An 18,076-nucleotide genomic window follows, 5' to 3' on the forward strand; every position below is an offset into this window, starting at 1 on the left:
TGGGGCGCATGCCTCCTGGCGCCGTCGCTGCCGACCCCTTCGATGCGGGCTGGACTCGGCGAGCGCCGACCCGTTCCGCCTACGTCCGCGACGCCGTCGCCGCCGGCGTCCTGCTGGTGGCGACCCTCGTCTCCGTCGCCCTCTACGCCTCGGCGGGCTTCACGGACGCCGCGCACCCCGCCGTGAGCACGCTCTGGGCGCTCGCGATGACCCTCCCGCTCGCCCTCCGCAGGCGCTTCCCGTCGACCGTGGCGGTCGCGCTCACCGCTGTCTACGCGCTCGGGCTGATCCTCCAGGTGCCGGAGTCGCTGTTCAACCAGATCTGCCTCTACCTCGCCCTCTACACGGTCGGCGCGTGGAGCCGCGACCGGCGCCTGGCGCTCGTCGTGCGCACGGTCATCGCCGTCGGCATGCTGGGCTGGCTGATCGTCACCCTCGCCACCGGCGCCCCCGTGAGCAGCCCGCTCCCGGCGGAGGAGTCGGCCGGGCTGCTCCCGCCCTACGTCGCGGAGTCGGCGCTGGCCGTCGTCGCGAACCTGCTCTACTTCGGCAGCGCCTACGTCTTCGGCGACGCGTCCTGGCAGTCGGCGCGGCGGCTCGAGGCGCTCGAGGCGCGCACCGCCGAGCTCGACGACGAGCGGGAGCGCTCCTCGCGCCAGGCGGTGTCGTCCGAGCGGCTGCGCATCGCCCGCGAGCTGCACGACGTCGTCGCCCACCACGTCAGCGTGATGGGCGTGCAGGCGGGCGCTGCTCGGCGGGTGCTCGCGCGCGATCCGGAGCGGGCGGCCACGGCGCTCAGCGCGATCGAGAGCGATGCGCGCTCGGCGATCGAGGAGCTGCACCGCATCCTGATCGCCCTCCGCGCTGAGGACACGGCCCTCGACCCGCTCACCGACGCCGCCTCGACCAGGGGGGTCGCGCAGCTCGAGGAGCTCGTCCTCGCCGCGGCCGGCTCCGGTCTGCCCGCCGTGTTCCTCACCGTCGGCGAACCCCGGGACATCCCGGCGACGGTCGGTCTCAGCCTCTACCGGATCGCGCAGGAGTCGCTCACCAATGTGCGCAAGCACGCCGGCCGCGGCGCCACCGCCGAGGTGCGGCTGCGCTACCTCGACGACGCGGTCGAGCTCGAGGTCTCCGACGACGGCGGCGAGGGCGCGCATCCCGTCGCCGCGACGTCCTGCGGGCTCGGGCACACCGGCATGAGCGAGCGCGCCGCGGTCGTCGGCGGCACGGTCGAGACCGGCCCGAGCGGCTCCGGCTACCTGGTGCGTGCCCGCGTCCCTCTGACGAGCGTCCGCGCGGGGTCCGGAGAGCCGGTAGCGTCGTCCGAGGTGTCGTGGGGGCGCCGGGAGCGAGCGAGCGGGGGGCGCGCATGACGGCCGATGTCCGGGTGCTGCTGGTCGACGACCAGGAGCTCGTCCGCGCCGGCTTCCGCACCATCCTCGAGTCCGAGCCCGGGATCGTCGTCGTCGGCGAGGCCCGCACCGGGATCGAGGCGATCGAGCGGGCCTCCGACCTGTGCCCGGACGTCATCTGCATGGACGTGCAGATGCCCGGGATGGACGGCCTGGCCGCTACCCGCGAGATCGTCAAGGATCCGCGGCTGTGCTCCAGCGTCCTCATCCTGACCACCTTCGACCGCGACGACTACCTCTTCGAGGCGCTGTCCTCCGGCGCGAGCGGCTTCCTGCTGAAGAACGCGTCGCCGGAGGAGCTGGTCGAGGCCGTGCAGGTCGTGGCCCGCGGCGACGCGATGCTCGCACCCGACGTGACGCGCCGCGTGCTCGAGCGCTTCGCGACGGCGCCGGCCCGCGCCGAGGTCCACCCCGGCATCGAGGAGCTCACCGACCGCGAGCGCGAGGTGCTCGTGCACCTGGCCCGCGGCTCGTCCAACGCCGAGATCGCCGCCGAGCTCTACGTCGGCGAGGCCACCGTGAAGACCCACGTGTCCAAGATCCTGATGAAGCTGCGCGTCCGCGACCGCATCCAGGCCGTCGTCTTCGCCTACGAGCACGGGATCGCGGTGCCGGGGCGGTCCTGACCGTTCCGGTCCGCGCGCCGGCCCGATCGCGCCCGTCACCGGGCGCTCGTGCCCGTTCGGGCGTCAGCGCCGAGGCTGGGCCGGAGCCGGACGTGGCGGGATTCGACGGACGAACTCCATGCGGATGTCGGGGACGATCTTCCTGTCGAGCACGACGGTCATGTAGCGGCCGTCGACCCGGGCGCCGATGGCGACCACGTCGGGGTCGGTGTCGACGCGGTAGCCGCGCAGCGCCTCGCCGTCGACGACGACCGGGACGCCGCGCACGACGTCCTCGTCGCGCAGGGCGGCGGCGACGACCGGCATGCCGCCGCGGCGGGTGCGGACGCGGCCGGGGAAGGTGTTCCTCAGCACGTCGCCCATGTGCGCGGCGAGGCGCGACTCGAGCGGGCGGCTGCGCTCGGCGGGGATCGGCACGGAGGTGCGCACCGCCTCCCACAGCACGGGGTAGCGCATCCGCGTGACCTGATCGACCATCCACGGCGGGAGGTGGTCGTTCTCGGCGCGCTCGATCGCGCGCTTCTGCTCGGGGGTGAGCGGGACGTGGTTGACCGGGTCGGCGCGGTTGCGCGGATTCTTGAAGAACGAGTAGGAGAGGGAGATCTCGACGAAGCGTCCGAGCGCCATGGTCTGCGCCGCCGCGAACTCCTCGAGGCGGGGCTGCGGGGCGAACGCGAGGACGGGGTCGCCGAAGCGTGCCGCGATCTCGTCCACCCCGGGAGGGGCGGGCATGTCGCGGACCGCCCCCGAAGTGTCCATGCGCATAGGACAAGAGTGGCCTGCCTCCCACGCGATACCAACTTCTTGACGGCAATCGGCTTTCAGGGGATGGTCCGTTCACATGCCGGAAACACAGGGAGCGGCGGCGCCCGCCACCAGGATCGATCCGCGGCGGGCTGCGAGGATGGGGGGATGAGCGCTCTGCACGATCCCGACCTCCGCGGCTTCGCCTCCGACAACTACTCCGGCGTGCACGAGGAGGTGCTCGCCGCGATCGCCGCGGCGAACGGCGCCCACCAGGTCGCCTACGGCGAGGACGTCTACACCGCGGAGCTGCAGCGCGTCTTCCGCCGCGAGTTCGGCGAGCAGGCCGAGGCCTTCCCCGTCTTCAACGGAACCGGGGCGAACGTGACCGGTCTGCAGTCGATGCTGCCCCGCTGGGGGGCGGTCGTCTCGGCCGGAACCGCGCACATCAACTCGGACGAGGGCGGGGCCCCCGAGAAGGTCGGCGGGATCAAGATCCTCACCGTCGAGAGCCCCGACGGCAAGCTCACGCCCGCGCTCGTGGACGAGCAGGCCTGGGGCTTCGGCGACGAGCACCGCGCCCAGCCGCTGGTCGTCTCGATCACGCAGTCGACCGAGCTCGGCACGGTCTACACGCCGGAGGAGGTCCGCGCGCTGGCCGACCAGGCCCACGAACGGGGGATGCGGCTCCACATGGACGGAGCGCGGATCGCGAACGCCGGAGCGGCCCTCGGGCTGCCCCTGCGCGCCTTCACCAGCGACGCCGGAGTCGACGTCCTGTCCTTCGGCGGCACCAAGAACGGCATGCTGCTCGGCGAGGCGATCGTCGTGCTCGACCCCGAGGCGTCCAGCGGGCTGACGTTCCTCCGCAAGACCAACATGCAGCTGTCCTCGAAGATGCGCTTCCTCTCGGCGCAGCTGCTCGCGATGCTCGGCGAGGACGGCGAGGCGGAGCCGCTCTGGCTGCGCTCGGCCCGGCACGCGAACGCGATGGCGGCGCGGCTGCGCTCGCAGCTGGACGAGGCCATGGCCGCCGGGCGGATCACCGGACTCGCCTTCACCCAGCCGACGCAGGCGAACGCGGTGTTCGCGACCCTGCCGGCGGGGGTCGCGGACCGGCTGCGCGCCGCCTACCGCTTCTACGACTGGAACCCGGCGACCGGCGAGGTGCGCTGGGTCTGCTCGTTCGACACGAGCGAGGACGACATCGACGCGTTCACGGCGGCGATCGAGCGCGAGCTGGCCGCGTGAGGGCGCGCGCCGTCGGGACCGGGGCGGCGCTGCTCGTCGCGGCCGGCCTGCTCGCGGGCTGCACGGCCGCCGAGCCGGAGGCGAGCGGGACGGCGTCCGCGACGGCCTCTGCGACTCCTCCTGCCTCCACGTCCGCGTCGCCGACCCCGAGCCGCTCCTCCGCCGCCCGGCTCGGCTGCGACGCCCTGCTGCCGGTCGCACGCGCGTCGAGCGCCCTCGGGGTCGCGGCCGGCTCGCTCGAGGGCACGCGGGACGAGACGGTGCGCTCCTCGGCCGAGCTGATCCGCGAGTCGGCGCAGGAGAACGGCGGGCTGCTGACCTGCGCCTGGTACGAGGAGGACGGCACGGCGTCGATCACCGCCTCGGCCGCCGAGGACGCCGCGGACGCGTTCGCCGCGGCCGGTCTCTCCGGGGGAACGCGACTCGCGACCGACGTCGAGGCCTACAGCGCCTGCTCGGTCGAGATCTGCTCCGTCGATCTGCTCACCGGCTCGACCTGGGTGACGCTCGCGCTGACCGGCTCGCCGGCCGACGCCGACCTCGCGGCCCTCGCCACGGCGACCGCCGCGGCGGCCGGCGGTCGGCTCGACGAGCCGGTGACCGCGACCGCACCCGCCTGCGCCGAGGTGCTGACCGGCGAGCAGCTGGCCGCGACGGCCGGGCTCGTGGACGCGACCCCGGGGAGCGGGACCGAGGGCGTCGCGCCGTCGACCGCCTCCGGAGCGGCCGCCGCCCGCGCGGGCTACGCCTCGTGCACCTGGACCGACGCGACCAGCAGCAGCTACGCGGGTCTGAGCGTCGACGTGCTCCCGAACGGCGAGGACGGCTGGCGCAATCTGTCTCTGACGACGGGGCTCGCCGTCACCCTGACTCCGCTCGACGGCCTCGGCGACCGCGCGCTCTCGGGCTGCGGCGGCGGCTCGTGCGAGGTCGACGTGCTGGCCGACGACACGTGGTGGCGCGTGCTCGTCACGGGCGACGCGGCCCGAGCCGAGTCCGTGGCGCGCGCGGTCATCGCCGGCTGATCCCCCGCCGCGAGATGCCACTTGTGCACGCGTTCCACGGCGTGTCGCGTGCACAAGTGGCATCTCGCGGGAGGGAGGGGGACGGTCAGCGGCGCCAGTACTCGTAGTGCGAGGACTCGCGGCAGCCGAGGGACGCGTAGAGGCGGCGGGCGGCGGCGTTGTCGGCGAGCACCTGGATCCACAGGCGGTCGACGCCTCGGGCGGCGGCCTGCTCGAGCAGGGCGCGGAGGAGCGTGGCGGCGTGGCCGCGGCGGCGCGCGTCCGGGCGCGTGGCCAGCGCGAAGAGACCGCACCAGGACTCGCCGTCCTCGGCGGTCGCCCAGGAAAGCCGGCCGCAGGCGGCGGGGCCGCTCCCGTCCCGCAGCAGGGCGTAGGCGGAGTCGCAGCCCGCGAGGATCCGCTCGGCGATCCCGCGCTCGGCGTCGCCGCCGCGGCCGTCGACCGACCACCAGAGCGACAGCCACTCCTCACCGGGCGCCTCCGTCGTCTCGACCTGCTCCGCGTCCTCCGGGGCGGCGGGACCGAGCGCGGCGAGCGCCTCCGTCACGGAGCCGGTGAGGACGAGGGTGCGCTCGTGCCCGGCGTAGCCGCGGCGGGCGAGCCGCTCGGGCAGGTCGGCGGGGAGCGTCGCGGGGCCGAGCTGGAAGAGCGGCGGGATCCCCTGCTCGCGCGCGAACTCCTCCGCTGCGGTGATCGCCTGGTCCACGTCCTCGACGGGACCGGAGGTGAGCACCGAGTTGGCGCGCTTCGTGACGCCGCCGGCCGCGCGCAGCCGCCAGCCGCCGAGCACGCGGCGCTCGAGGGGCGGCCAGGCGTCGGCGGCGAGTCGGTCGAGGAGTCGCGGATCCATCCGTCCACGCTAGCGGCGGCCCCGAGCCGGGCTCGTCGAGACGCGATACGGCTCGGGACGGGATCTCCGGCTCGCGGAAACAGCTCCGGCCCGCAGGATCCACGCGATCGGACGAGCTGAGGCGGATCCTGCGAGCCGGAGCAGGTGCGGCCGCGAGCCGGGGCGCGCGGTGCAGGTGGTGCGGGGAGCTACATGTTGATCATGTGGCCCTTGAGGCCGTGGAAGCCCTCCTGGAGCGCCTCCGACAGCGTCGGGTGGGTGTGCACGTTGCGAGCCAGCTCGGTCGCGGTGAGGTCCCACTTCTGCGCGAGCGTGAGCTCGGGGAGCAGCTCGGACACGTCCGGGCCGATCATGTGGGCGCCGAGGAGCTCGCCGTACTGCTTGCTCGCGATGAGCTTGACGAAGCCGGTCGGCTCGCCGAGGCCGTGCGCCTTGCCGTTGGCCATGAACGGGAAGGTCGAGACGGTGATCTCGTGGCCCTCGTCCGTCGCCTGCTTCTCGGTGAGGCCGAAGGAGGCGATCTGCGGCTGGCAGAACGTGGCGCGCGGCATCATCCGGTAGTCGCCGAGGGTCTGCGTCTCGGCCCCGGCGATGGTCTCGGCGGCGACGACGCCCTGCGCCTCCGCGACGTGCGCGAGCTGCAGCTTGGCGGTGACGTCGCCGATCGCGTAGATGTGCGGGACGTTGGTGCGCATGTACTCGTCGATGCCGATGGCGCCGCGCTCGGTGACCTCGACGCCCGTCTTCTCGAGGCCGAAGCCCTCGACGCGGGGGACCCAGCCGATCGACATGAGGACCTTGTCGACCTCGAGGGTCGACTGCGTGCCGTCCTTGCCGGTGTAGGTGACGGTGACGTAGCCGTCCTTGTCGACGACCGACTCGACCTTGGTCGAGGTGAGGATCTCGACGCCGAGCTTCTTGTACTGCTTCTGGATCTCCTTGGAGACGTCCGGGTCCTCGTTGGGGAGGGCGCGGTCCATGAACTCGATGATCGTCACGTCGACGCCGTAGTTCTTCAGGACGTAGGCGAACTCCATGCCGATCGCGCCGGCGCCCACGATGGCCATCGTGTCGGGCAGCTCGCGGGTCATGATCTGGGTCTCGTAGGTGACGACGTTCTCGGAGAGCTCGACGCCGGGGAGGAGGCGGACGCTCGCGCCGGTCGCGATAATCGCGTCGTCGAAGGTCAGCGACTCGGAGCCGCCCTTGGTGAGCTGCACGTCGAGGCCCTGCGGGCCGGTGAAGGAGCCGGTGCCGTCGAACTCGGTGATCTTGTTCTTCTTCATCAGGAAGTGGACGCCCTTGGTGCGTCCGTCCGCGACGGTGCGGCTGCGGTCGAAGGCCACGCCGAAGTCGAAGGAGACGTCGCCCGAGATGCCGAACTGCTTCGCCTGCGCGTGGAAGATGTGGGCGAGCTCCGCGTTGCGCAGCAGCGCCTTGGAGGGGATGCAGCCCACGTTGAGGCAGACACCGCCCCAGTACTTCTTCTCGACGATGGCGACGGACTTGCCGAGCTGGGCGGCACGGATCGCGGCCACGTATCCACCGGGGCCTGCCCCCAGGACGACGACGTCGAAGTGCTGGGCCATGGATGATCCTCCATCAGAGTGGTGAGTTGTCGCGCGCGGGGAAGCACGCCGCTCTCCAGGGTACCGTTCCGCACCGACAGGACCCCGTGCTCCTCCGTGGGCGAACGGCCGGTCGGCGCGACGAGCGGGAATGCCGGCGGAGCTCCTGCGGTTGGGTCCCTCGGGCGACGAGGCCCGCCCTGTTCAGCCATCTCCGGAGAGAAGCACCCCATGACCGACACCGCCACCCGCACCGCCTCGACCAGCGCCCCGATCCTGGACGTCCTCGCCGAGCGCTGGAGCCCCCGCTCCTACGACGCCTCCGCGGCGATCGCGGACGAGACGCTGACCGCGCTGCTCGAGGCCGCCCGCTGGTCCCCCTCGGCCGGCAACTCGCAGCCGTCGCGCTTCATCGTCGCGCGCCGCGGCACTCCGGAGTTCGACAGCATCGTCGGCACCCTCGTCGGCTTCAACGCCGCCTGGGCCGGCTCGGCCGCCGCGCTGATCGTCGCGCTCGCCGAGACGGTCGACGAGAAGGGCGAGGCGCGCCCGTGGGCCGTCTACGACCTCGGCCAGGCCGTCGCCCACCTCAGCGTGCAGGCGCACCACGAGGGGCTGCACGTGCACCAGATGGCCGGCTTCGACAAGGACGGGATCCGCACGGCGTTCGGCGTCGACGCGCGCTTCGACCCGGTGACCGTCGCCGCCGTGGGCGTGCTCGCCAGCCCCGACGCGCTCGAGAACGACGTGCTCCGCGAGCGCGAGACCGCTCCCCGCACGCGCCTGCCGCTCGAGGAGCTCGTGCTCGTCCAGGCGTAGTCCGCTCCCCCGAGGCCCCGTCGGCCGCCGCTGCGCGGTGCCGGCGGGGCCTTCGTCGTGCACCCTGTGTTACTCCGCGTTTCATCACGGAATCGGAGGAGTCGGCGCTCGTCCGTACGATCGGACGGTCCGCCCGCCCGCCCCGCCTCGGAGCCCTCATGACCGGAACCCCCGCCCGCACGAGCCTGGCCTTCGACGCCGCGCTCGGCCAGTCGGCGTTCCCGGTGCGCTTCGACGGGGTCGGCCGCACCTTCGCCCCGGGCGCCCCCGTGCTCGCCGACGTCTCGCTCGACGTGCGCGCCGGCGAGGTGATCGCGATCCTCGGCCCGAGCGGCTGCGGCAAGTCGACGCTGCTGCGGATCGCCGCCGGCCTCGACACGGCGAGCGCCGGCAGCGTGCTGATCGACGACTCGCCGGTGTCGGGCATCGATCCGCGCTGCGCGGTGGCGTTCCAGGAGCCGCGGCTGCTGCCCTGGCGCTCCCTCGCGGCGAACGTGGCGCTCGGGCTCCCGCGCGGCACCTCGCGCGAGGCCGGCCGCACGGCGGTCGACGAGCTGCTCTCGCTGGTCGGGCTGACCGCGCACGCCGGCTCCCGGCCGCGCGAGGTCTCCGGAGGCATGGCGCAGCGCGCCTCGCTCGCGCGCGCCCTGGCCCGCAACCCCGGTGTGCTGCTGCTGGACGAGCCGTTCGGCGCGCTCGACGCGCTGACCCGCCTGCGGATGCAGGACCTGCTGCTCGAGGTGCACGCGGCTGCCCCCGCGACCATCCTGCTCGTCACCCACGACGTGGACGAGGCGCTGCAGCTGGCCGACCGCATCGTGCTGCTCGGCCGCGACGAGCCGGGCGGCGTCTCGCGCATCCGGCAGATCATGACGGTCCCCGGTGCGCGGCCCCGCGACCGCGGCTCCGCCGAGCTCGCCGAGCGGCGGGTCGAGCTGCTCGAGGGGCTCGGGATCGAGCGGCACTAGGCCGCTGCGCCCCTCCTTCCTCTCCTCCCCAGGCGCCGATCCCGCCCTCCGTCCACGGATCCCACCGCTCGCGGACATCCCGTCCGTCCGCTCCCGCACACTCGTCCCACTCCCGCCACCGCACCGAAGTCGAGGCCCCCATGTCGTTCCCGTCGTTCAGCACCTCCCCGCTCACCCGCCGCACCGCGCTCGCGGGCCTGCTCACCGCCGCCGCGGTCCCGCTCCTCGCGGGCTGCGTCCAGGGCGAGGGCGGCGGCGGCGCGGCCGCGGCGCCCGCCGCCTCCGACGGCTCGACCGCGAAGACCCAGGGCGGCACGCTGACGCTCGACTTCGCGACCTACAATCCGCTGAGTCTGGTCATCAAGGAGAAGGGCTGGCTCGAGGCAGCCCTCGCCGAGCAGGACGTCACGGTCACCTGGGTGCAGTCGGCCGGCTCGAACAAGGCCAACGAGGCCCTGCGCGCCGGGGCGATCGACGTCGGCTCCACGGCCGGCTCGGCCGCGCTGCTCGCGCGCTCGAACGGCTCGCCGATCAGGACGATCGACATCTTCTCCCAGCCGGAGTGGTCCGCCCTCGTCGTGCCCGCCGGCTCGGCGATCACCAGCGTCGAGCAGCTCGCCGGCAAGCAGATCGCGGCCACCAGCGGCACCGACCCCTACTTCTTCCTGGTGCAGGCGCTCGAGGCCGCCGGCCTGAGCATCGACGACGTCACCGTGCAGAACCTGCAGCACGCCGACGGCTGGGCCGCGCTGCAGAACGGCTCGGTCGACGCCTGGGCCGGACTCGACCCGATCATGGCGGGCGCGGAGGCGGCCGGCGCGACCCTGCTCTACCGCAACGTCGACTTCAACTCCTACGGGCTGCTCAACGCCACCGAGAGCTTCCTCGCGGCCAAGCCCGACCTCGCGCAGACCGTCGTGAACGCCTACGAGCACGCCCGCGCCTGGGCCCTGGAGAACCAGGAGGAGACGGCGAGCATCCTCGCGTCCGTCGCCGGGCTCGACGTCGCCGTGGCCACCACGGTGATCTCCGAGCGCAGCAACCTCGACGTCGACAACGTCCCCGGCTCGGCCCAGACCGACGTGCTCGCCATCATCGGCCCGATCTTCGTCGCGAACGGCGACGTCGCCACGCAGGAGCAGGTCGACGCGGCCCTCGACTCGCTGATCGACGACAGCTACGCGTCGGCGGCGGACCCGTCCGCGATCGCCTGACGGCGCTCCTGACGCCCGCACGACCGCAGCACGACAGCACCGACCCGGGACAGACCGACCCGCGACAGCACTGACCGCGACACCGACCGAGGAGACGACGATGGCGACACGCGACGACGAGACCGTGACCGACGCCGACCTCGTGCGCCGGAGCACCGGGCTCGTGCAGGCGCCGGGTGCGGTCGGCACCGCCGTGGTCGGTCCGAGCGTCGAGGCGTCGCAGAAGCGGCTCCGCGACGACGAGGCGGCGCACGCCCGGCCGCTCACCTCGCGGCGCTGGTTCCTGGTCGTGGGCGGGGCGATCCTCCCGGTGCTGCTGCTCGCGGCCTGGCAGATCGTCACGACCACCGGGATGGTGTCGGTCTCGGTGTTCCCGTCGCCGGCGATGGTCTGGGCGGCGGCGGTCGATCTCGCGCAGCGCGGCGACCTCGGGCAGGACGTCGCGATCTCGACCCAGCGGGTGCTGATCGGCTTCGGCCTGGGCTCCGCGCTGGGGCTGCTGGTCGGCGCGCTCTTCGGGCTCTCCCGGGTCTGGGAGGTCGTGCTGGCACCGACGCTCGGCGCGATCCGCGCGGTGCCGTCGCTGGCCTGGGTGCCGCTGCTGCTGCTCTGGATGGGGATCGGCGAGGAGTCGAAGATCACGCTGATCACGATCGGCGCGTTCTTCCCCGTCTTCACCACCGTGGCGACCGCCCTCGGCCACGTCGACCGGCAGCTCGTCGAGGCGGGCCGGGCGTTCGGGCTCTCGGGGGTGCGGCTGTTCACCGCGGTGCAGCTGCCGGCCGTGATCCCCTCGGTGATCGCCGGGCTGCGCCTGGCGCTCGCGCAGTCGTGGCTGTTCCTGGTCGCCGCCGAGCTGATCGCCTCGTCGATGGGCCTGGGCTTCCGCCTGACCGACAGTCAGAGCAACGGGCGCATCGACCGCGTCTTCCTCGCGATCATCCTGCTGGCGGTGCTGGGCAAGCTGACCGACTCGATCGTCGGCGTGTTCCAGCGCTACGCGATCCGGAAGTGGGCGTGAGGATGACCGGCACGGCGCGTCCCACGACCGGCACGACGACCGGCACGACGACCACGGAGGCCCGCCGATGAGCGAGACGATCGCGAACCTGCTCGAGGAGTCCCGCCGCTTCCCGGCGCCCGAGGCCTTCGCCGCGCAGGCGAACGTCGGCCCCGGCGAGCACGCCCGCGCCGCCGCCGACCCGGTGGCGTTCTGGGAGGAGGCCGCCCGGCGCCTCGACTGGGTCGAGCCCTGGCACACCGCGCACCGCTGGGAGCCGGCTGTCCCGCAGGAGGACGGCACGCTGTCCGTCCCGCGCGCGACCTGGTTCGAGGGCGGCACGCTCAACGTCGCCGTCAACTGCGTCGACCGGCACGTCGACGCGGGCCGCGGAGACAAGATCGCCCTGCACTTCGAGGGCGAGCGCGGCGACCGGCGCTCGATCAGCTACGCCGAGCTGCAGCGCGAGGTGGCCCGCGCCGCGCACGCGCTCACCGCGCTCGGCGTCGGGAAGGGCGACCGCGTCGTCGTCTACCTCCCGGTGATCCCCGAGACCGTCGTGATCACTCTCGCGATCGCGCGGATCGGCGCGATCCACTCCCTCGTCTTCGGCGGCTTCTCCGCCGAGGCGGTGCGCTTCCGCGTCGAGGACACCGGCGCGAAGCTGCTCGTCACCACCGACGGCCAGTTCCGGCGCGGTCTCGCCGTCCCGGTGAAGGCGAACGCCGATCACGCGGTCGCCGGCGTCGCATCGATCGAGCACGTGCTCGTCGTCCGCCGCACCGGCGACGAGACGCCGGACCTCCCGTGGACCGAGGGCCGCGACGTCTGGTGGCACGACGTCGTCGACGGGCAGAGCGACGTGCACGAGGCCGAGGCCTTCGACGCGGAGACGCCGCTGTTCATCATCTACACCTCGGGCACGACCGGGAAGCCGAAGGGCCTCGTGCACACCAGCGGCGGCTACCTGACCCAGGCGTCCTGGACGCACTGGGCCGTCTTCGACGCGAAGCCGGACGACGTGCACTGGTGCACCGCCGACCTGGCCTGGGTCACGGCGCACACCTACGAGATCTACGGTCCGCTCTCGAACGGGCTCACCCAGGTCATCTACGAGGGCACGCCGAACACCCCGCACACCGCGCGGCACTTCGAGATCATCGAGCGCTACGGCGTCACCGTCTACTACACGGCGCCGACCCTGATCCGGACGCTGATGACCTGGTTCCCGGAGGGCGTGCCGTCCGAGTACGACCTCTCCAGCCTCCGACTGCTGGGCACGGTCGGCGAGTCGATCAACCCCGAGGCCTGGGTGTGGTTCCACGAGCGGATCGGCGGCGGACGCTGCCCGATCGTCGACACCTGGTGGCAGTCCGAGACGGGCGCGGCCGTGATGTGCCCGCTGCCGGGCGTCTCGACCCTCAAGCCCGGCTCCTCGCTGGGCGCCCTGCCGGGCCTCGGCGCCCTCGTCGTCGACGAGGCGGGCGAGCGGGTGCCGAACGGCTCCGGCGGCTACCTCGTGGTCGACCGCACCGGCCCGGCCCTCGCCCGGACGGTCTGGGGGAACCCGGAGCGGTACCGCGACTCCTACTGGGCCCGCTACGCCGACCGCGGCTACTTCTTCTCCGGCGACGGCGCGAAGTACGACGCCGACGGCGACATCTGGGTGCTCGGCCGGGTCGACGACGTCATCAACGTCTCGGGGCACCGGCTCTCGACCATCGAGATCGAGTCCGCCCTGGTGGCGCACCCGGCAGTCGGCGAGGCCGGCGTGGTCGGCGTCGAGGACGCGACGACCGGTCAGGCGATCGCGGCGTTCGTGATCCCCTCCGACGAGGCGATCGACCGCGCCGAGGAGGATCCCGCCTACTGGACGGCGCTCGAGGCCGACCTGTCGCAGGCGCTGCGCGAGCACGTCGCGACGGCGATCGGCCCGATCGCGAAGCCGCGCGACGTGGTCGTCGTCCCCGACCTGCCGAAGACCCGCTCGGGCAAGATCATGCGCCGCCTCCTCGGCGACATCCGCGACGGCCGCGCCCTCGGCGACGTCACGAGCCTCCAGGACGACACGGTCCCGGAGCGGATCGCCCGCATCGTCGCCGCGCGCGGCTGAGACGCGCGGGCGCCGCGTCCAGCAGGGTGGGTCTCGATACGCCGCCTCCGGCGGCTACTCGACCAGCATGGGGCGCCGCCTCCGGCGGCTACTCGACCAGCATGGGGCGCCGGACGCGCCGGAGGCGGGTCGGCGAGCGGACCCGCGAAGGGGTCCGGTAGCTGTGGAGAGCCCGATGTGCGTCCACTCGCGCAGGTCGGCACCGTCGAGTGGACGTGTGCGGGGGCCTGTCTCGAACAGGAGGCCCCTCGCGGGTCCGTCCGAGGATCTCCCGGATCAGCAGCCCGCGCGGCGGGCCCCCGGCATGCTGATCGAGTAGCCCGCGCAGCGGGCGCATCGAGATCCACCGTCATCAGAAGGGCGAGTCTGCAGACCTGCCGTGCTGGTGACGGCGGGTCTCGATACGCCCCTGCGGGGCTACTCGACCAGCAAGGGGGTGTGCGGGCGGGGCTGCTCGACCCGGCACGTGCGCGCCCGGACGGGGCCACCCGACCTGCAGGACGATGTGCGCCGCCTGAGGCTCGCGGTCGGCTCCGAAGCGGGGCGGGGCGGCGGCATCGGGAGTAGCGTTGGATCGTGCGCGATGTCCAGCAGCGAATCATCTCCGAGCTCCACGTCTCCCCCACCGTCGACCCGGCCGCCGAGGTCGAGCGGCGCAGCGGCTTCCTCGCCGACTACCTCCGGCACACCGGGGCCAAGGGCCTCGTGCTCGGCATCAGCGGCGGGCAGGACTCGAGCCTGGCCGGCCGGCTCTGCCAGCTCGCGGTCGAGCAGGTGCGCGCGGAGGGCGGCGACGCCTCCTTCATCGCGGTGCGGCTGCCCTACCGGGTGCAGGCCGACGAGGAGGACGCGCAGCTCGCGCTGACCTTCATCCGGCCGGACCGCCAGGTGACCTTCGACATCCACGCCGGGGTCGACGGCATCGCCTCCGCGTTCGGCGACGCCGTCGGAGAGCCGATCTCGGACTTCGTCAAGGGCAACGTCAAGGCGCGTGCCCGGATGGTCGCGCAGTACGCGATCGCCGGCCAGGCGGGCATGCTCGTCGTCGGCACCGACCACGCGGCGGAGGCGGTGACCGGCTTCTTCACCAAGTTCGGCGACGGCGGCGCTGACGTCCTGCCGCTGACCGGCCTCACGAAGCGCCAGGGCCGCTCGCTGCTCGAGCACCTCGACGCCCCGACCCGCCTCTACGAGAAGGCGCCGACCGCCGACCTGCTCGACGAGAACCCCGGTCAGACGGACGAGTCGAACCTCGGCCTCGTGTACGCCGACCTCGACACCTACCTCGAGGGCGGCGACGTCGCGACCGAGGTCGCCGAGGCGATCGAGGCCCGGTACCAGGCGACCGAGCACAAGCGGCAGGTGCCGCTGTCGATGTTCGACGACTGGTGGCGCGCCTCCGCCGTGTACACGCCCGGCAACCACTGACGCCACGAGCGGGCCGACAGCACGAGCCCACTGACACGACGAGCCGCCCCCGGGATCCCTCGGGGCGGCTCGCTCGTTCAGGGCGCGGGGCTCAGTCCGCGGCGCGCGCGTTGTAGACGAGCACCTCGCCCGCGTCGACGTGCGCGCGGTAGGCGCGGAAGACCTCGAGCGCCTCGTCGCGGAGCACGCCGTCGACGACCTCGATGCCGCGCGCCTCGAACTGGGCGGCCCAGTCCTCGCGCATCGGACCCTCGTCGAACGTGGAGATCTCCTCCAGCTCCGGACCCGACCCGGCGACCACCAGGCGCCGCACGCCCGACCACAGCGTCGCTCCGTAGCACTGCACGCACGGCCGCCAGTTGACGACCAGCTCGTGCGCCGGCAGGCCCTCGCCACCGAGATCCCACGAGCCGAGCGCGGTCTGCGCGAGACCGAGCGCGGTGACCTCCGCGTGGCCGGAGGAGACTCCGCTGCCCAGAACGACGTTCACGCCGACCGAGACCACGCGGCCGGAGTCGCGCTCGACGACGATCGCGGCGAACGGGCCGCCGTTGCCCTCGCGGAAGTTGCGGTCGGCCAGGGCGTGCACGAGGGCCATGCGGTCCTCGCGCTCGGGCAGGAACTCGGGGACGTCGCGCACGGCGTCCTCGATCCAGGCGGGCAGGGCGATCTCGTAGCGGGTGGCGAGGCGGTCGATGTCCATGCGTCCATGCTCCCATCCGGCGCAGCGGCCCCTCGCACGGCCCGACCCGCCGTCCGGTCCGGCCCGGATCGCAGGCCCTCAGACCCCCAGTGCCCTCCCGAGAGCGGCGGCCTTCGCCGCCCAGAAGCGCTTCGCCACGCCGGTGCGGGAGAAGAGGGCGTCGAAGCCGTGGAACGCGCCGTCGACGATCTCGAGCTCGCAGGGCACCCCGGCCGCGCGCAGGCGCTCGGCGTAGCGGACGTCCTCGTCGTGGAAGAGGTCGAGGGTGCCGACACCGATCCAGGCCGGCGGGAGGCCCGAGAGGTCGTCGCGGCGGGCGGGCGCGGCGTACGGCGAGACGTCGGGGCCGCCGGGCTCGGCGCCGAGGTAGGAGGTCCAGCCGAAGCGGTTGCTGCCCGGCGTCCAGACGCGGACGCCGCGGGGAACCGGTCCGGGTCGGGTGACGGTGCGATCGTCCAGCATCGGGTAGACGAGCAGCTGGAACGCGGGCTGCGCTCCCCCGCGGTCGTGGGCGAGGAGGGTCGCCCCCGCGGCCAGGCCGGCGCCCGCGCTCGCGCCGCCCAGCGCGATCCGTTCGGGATCGACTCCCCGCTCCTCGGCGTGCGCGGCGAGCCAGCGGAACGCGGCCAGCACGTCCTCGAGGGCGGCCGGCGCCGGATGGGCGGGCGCGAGCCGGTAGCCGACCGAGAGGACGGTGATGCCGAGCGTGCGGGCGAAGGCGATGTTCGACGACTCGTCGTCGAAGCGGCTGCCGAGCACCATGCCGCCGCCGTGCACCCAGACCAGCGCGGGCGCGGCGCGGCGGAGGGTGCGCGGACGGTAGCTGCGGACCGGGACCGGGTGCCCGTCCGGCCCCGGGATCTCGAGGTCCTCGACGAGCAGGTCCGGCGGCGCCTCCCCGCCGACGGCGGTGCGACGGGTGGCGAGGCGGAGCAGCCGCGGTCCGAGCACGATCGGCGGGACGAGGCGGCCGAGCGCGAGGTCGGGGTGGAAGCGCGGTGCGGCGCCGCGCGCGGACCCGCTCATGCCCGCGGGTCCGTGACGAGCGGCAGCACGTCGTCGTAGTGGCCGGGCACGACCGCCGGCTCGACGTCGTAGACGCGCACCGCGTCTCCCTCCGCGCCGTGCGCCGGCGGCCAGGGCAGCTCCTCGCCCCGGACGAAGGCCACCAGCTCGCCGTGCATCACCGTGGCGAGCGCCGCGGGCGGGTCCTCGCCCAGGACCCGGGTGGTCGCCTCGGCGTCGAGGTGGTCGAAGAAGAACGGCAGGTCGAGGCAGTGCGACGCGCCGCCGGTCGCGGGCGAGAGCCGGTCGAAGGCGTAGAGCCAGGTCGGCGCCGGTCCTGCGGCACGGTTCCGCGCCGCCTGCAGCACCGCGCGGCGGAACAGCAGGTCGGTCGTGCGGGGCACCGCCCCGGGCTCGCGCTCGAGGCGCGGGCTGTCGAACTCGTCGGCGGTGGACCCGATCAGGAGCGGCTTGTCGAGGCCGGTCGTCGCGGTCGCCTCGGACACGGGCAGGGGCAGGAGCGCGTCGCCCGAGACCGGCGCGAAGACGATCGCGTGACCTGAGCCGGGCATCATCGTGAGGGCGGCGGTCTCGGAGAGCCCGTCCTCGTCGAGCGAGGCGAGCGCGGCGCGGGTGGGCTCGACGCCGAGGGCGTGCGCGAAGGCGGTGAGCTGCTCCTCCGCCTCCTCGATAGGGACGCTGCGATCGGTCGGCGAGATCGCGACGGCGCGCGCGAAGAGCGGCTGCGCCTCGGCGCAGCCGAGCAGGGCGAGCACGGCGCCGCCGCCTGCGGACTGGCCCGCGATCGTGACCCGGCCGGGGTCGCCGCCGAACGCGCCGATGCTCTCGCGGACCCACTCGAGGGCGGCCAGCCAGTCGCGGACCCCGCGGTTCGCGTCGCCCTCGACGACGCCGAAGCCGTCGACCCCCAGCCGGTAGGCGGCGGTCACGACGATCACACCGTCGCGCGCGAACGCCGAGCCGTCGTGCCAGTCGCTCGAGGCCGCTCCGGTGACGTAGCCGCCGCCGTGCAGGTAGACCAGCACGGGGAGCGAGCCGGCCGGCTCGGAAGGGGCGAACACGTTCAGGGTCAGCGTGTCCTCACCCGGGATCGAGTGCTCGGGGATGGTCGTGAACTCGAACGGGCGGCCGCGCTGAGGCGTCGCCCCGTACACGTCCGCCTCGAAGACGCCGTCGAACGGCGCCCGCGGCTCGGGCGCGCGGAACCGGCGATCGCCCACCGGCGCCGCGGCGAAGGGGACGCCGAGGAACCGGGCGACGCCGTCCTCCGCGACCCCGGCGACGACGCCACGGGACGTCTCGACCTCGATGCGCACGACCGGCTCC

16 protein-coding genes are annotated in these 18,076 nt (G+C 73.7%); 10 read left to right on the top strand and 6 right to left on the bottom strand.

Annotated features, from left to right (window positions below):
- Positions 1-8 precede the first annotated feature (8 nt).
- Entirely contained in the window at positions 9-1,376 is a 1,368-nt protein-coding gene (locus MT350_RS00395; RefSeq protein ID WP_243599351.1) for a sensor histidine kinase, read from the top strand.
- Complete coding sequence (locus tag MT350_RS00400) at positions 1,373-2,041, top strand: response regulator transcription factor (RefSeq protein WP_123706238.1); 669 nt, start codon at positions 1,373-1,375, stop codon at positions 2,039-2,041. The genes MT350_RS00395 and MT350_RS00400 overlap by 4 nt, the downstream gene beginning before the upstream one ends.
- A gap of 63 nt (positions 2,042-2,104) precedes the next feature.
- Here MT350_RS00400 and MT350_RS00405 read toward each other — a convergent pair whose 3' ends face one another.
- Positions 2,105-2,773, bottom strand: a complete 669-nt coding sequence (locus MT350_RS00405) for a hypothetical protein (protein ID WP_123447150.1) — start codon at positions 2,771-2,773, stop codon at positions 2,105-2,107.
- A gap of 180 nt (positions 2,774-2,953) precedes the next feature.
- Between MT350_RS00405 and MT350_RS00410 the strand changes: the two genes are divergently transcribed.
- The gene (locus tag MT350_RS00410) at positions 2,954-4,036 is read left to right on the top strand and encodes a low specificity L-threonine aldolase (RefSeq protein ID WP_243599352.1); all 1,083 of its coding nucleotides are present in this window, start codon (positions 2,954-2,956) and stop codon (positions 4,034-4,036) included.
- Positions 4,033-5,061, top strand: a complete 1,029-nt coding sequence (locus MT350_RS00415; RefSeq protein WP_243599353.1) for a hypothetical protein — start codon at positions 4,033-4,035, stop codon at positions 5,059-5,061. The genes MT350_RS00410 and MT350_RS00415 overlap by 4 nt, the downstream gene beginning before the upstream one ends.
- An 85-nt stretch (positions 5,062-5,146) precedes the next feature.
- On the opposite strand, the gene MT350_RS00420 is transcribed toward MT350_RS00415, so the two are convergent.
- The gene (locus MT350_RS00420) at positions 5,147-5,911 is read right to left on the bottom strand and encodes an N-acetyltransferase (RefSeq protein ID WP_243599354.1); all 765 of its coding nucleotides are present in this window, start codon (positions 5,909-5,911) and stop codon (positions 5,147-5,149) included.
- 188 nt (positions 5,912-6,099) lie between these two features.
- On the bottom strand, positions 6,100-7,500 hold the full coding sequence (lpdA, locus tag MT350_RS00425) for a dihydrolipoyl dehydrogenase (protein WP_123706034.1): 1,401 nt from the start codon (positions 7,498-7,500) through the stop codon (positions 6,100-6,102).
- 210 nt (positions 7,501-7,710) lie between these two features.
- On the opposite strand from lpdA, the gene MT350_RS00430 reads away from it, so the two are divergent.
- The 6 genes from MT350_RS00430 (at position 7,711) to nadE (ending at position 15,021) form a co-directional block, all read left to right on the top strand.
- Complete coding sequence (locus tag MT350_RS00430; protein WP_123447154.1) at positions 7,711-8,298, top strand: nitroreductase family protein; 588 nt, start codon at positions 7,711-7,713, stop codon at positions 8,296-8,298.
- Positions 8,299-8,456: 158 nt separating this feature from the next.
- Positions 8,457-9,266, top strand: coding sequence for an ABC transporter ATP-binding protein (locus MT350_RS00435; RefSeq protein WP_160085958.1), 810 nt, complete (start codon positions 8,457-8,459; stop codon positions 9,264-9,266).
- 140 nt (positions 9,267-9,406) lie between these two features.
- A complete protein-coding gene (locus MT350_RS00440) occupies positions 9,407-10,480 on the top strand; it encodes an aliphatic sulfonate ABC transporter substrate-binding protein (RefSeq protein ID WP_243599355.1) in 1,074 nt (357 codons plus the stop codon).
- 100 nt (positions 10,481-10,580) lie between these two features.
- On the top strand, positions 10,581-11,501 hold the full coding sequence (locus tag MT350_RS00445; RefSeq protein WP_123447157.1) for an ABC transporter permease: 921 nt from the start codon (positions 10,581-10,583) through the stop codon (positions 11,499-11,501).
- Between the two features lie 67 nt (positions 11,502-11,568).
- Positions 11,569-13,593, top strand: coding sequence for an acetate--CoA ligase (acs, locus tag MT350_RS00450; RefSeq protein WP_243599356.1), 2,025 nt, complete (start codon positions 11,569-11,571; stop codon positions 13,591-13,593).
- Between the two features lie 576 nt (positions 13,594-14,169).
- Positions 14,170-15,021 carry an ammonia-dependent NAD(+) synthetase gene (nadE, locus tag MT350_RS00455; protein ID WP_243599357.1) on the top strand — a complete coding sequence of 284 codons (852 nt, stop codon included), beginning with the start codon at positions 14,170-14,172 and terminating at the stop codon, positions 15,019-15,021.
- A 91-nt stretch (positions 15,022-15,112) separates the two neighbouring features.
- On the opposite strand, the gene MT350_RS00460 is transcribed toward nadE, so the two are convergent.
- The 3 genes from MT350_RS00460 to MT350_RS00470 form a co-directional block, all read right to left on the bottom strand.
- Positions 15,113-15,724 (bottom strand): nucleoside deaminase, encoded by a 612-nt coding sequence (locus tag MT350_RS00460; RefSeq protein ID WP_173234484.1) that lies wholly within the window; start codon positions 15,722-15,724, stop codon positions 15,113-15,115.
- A 78-nt stretch (positions 15,725-15,802) separates the two neighbouring features.
- Complete coding sequence (locus tag MT350_RS00465) at positions 15,803-16,750, bottom strand: alpha/beta hydrolase fold domain-containing protein (protein ID WP_243599358.1); 948 nt, start codon at positions 16,748-16,750, stop codon at positions 15,803-15,805.
- Positions 16,747-18,066 (bottom strand): carboxylesterase/lipase family protein, encoded by a 1,320-nt coding sequence (locus MT350_RS00470; protein WP_243599359.1) that lies wholly within the window; start codon positions 18,064-18,066, stop codon positions 16,747-16,749. The genes MT350_RS00465 and MT350_RS00470 overlap by 4 nt, the downstream gene beginning before the upstream one ends.
- Positions 18,067-18,076 lie beyond the last annotated feature (10 nt).

The organism is Rathayibacter sp. VKM Ac-2928, from assembly GCF_022815545.1.
GTDB classification, from domain to species: Bacteria; Actinomycetota; Actinomycetes; order Actinomycetales; family Microbacteriaceae; genus Rathayibacter; species Rathayibacter festucae.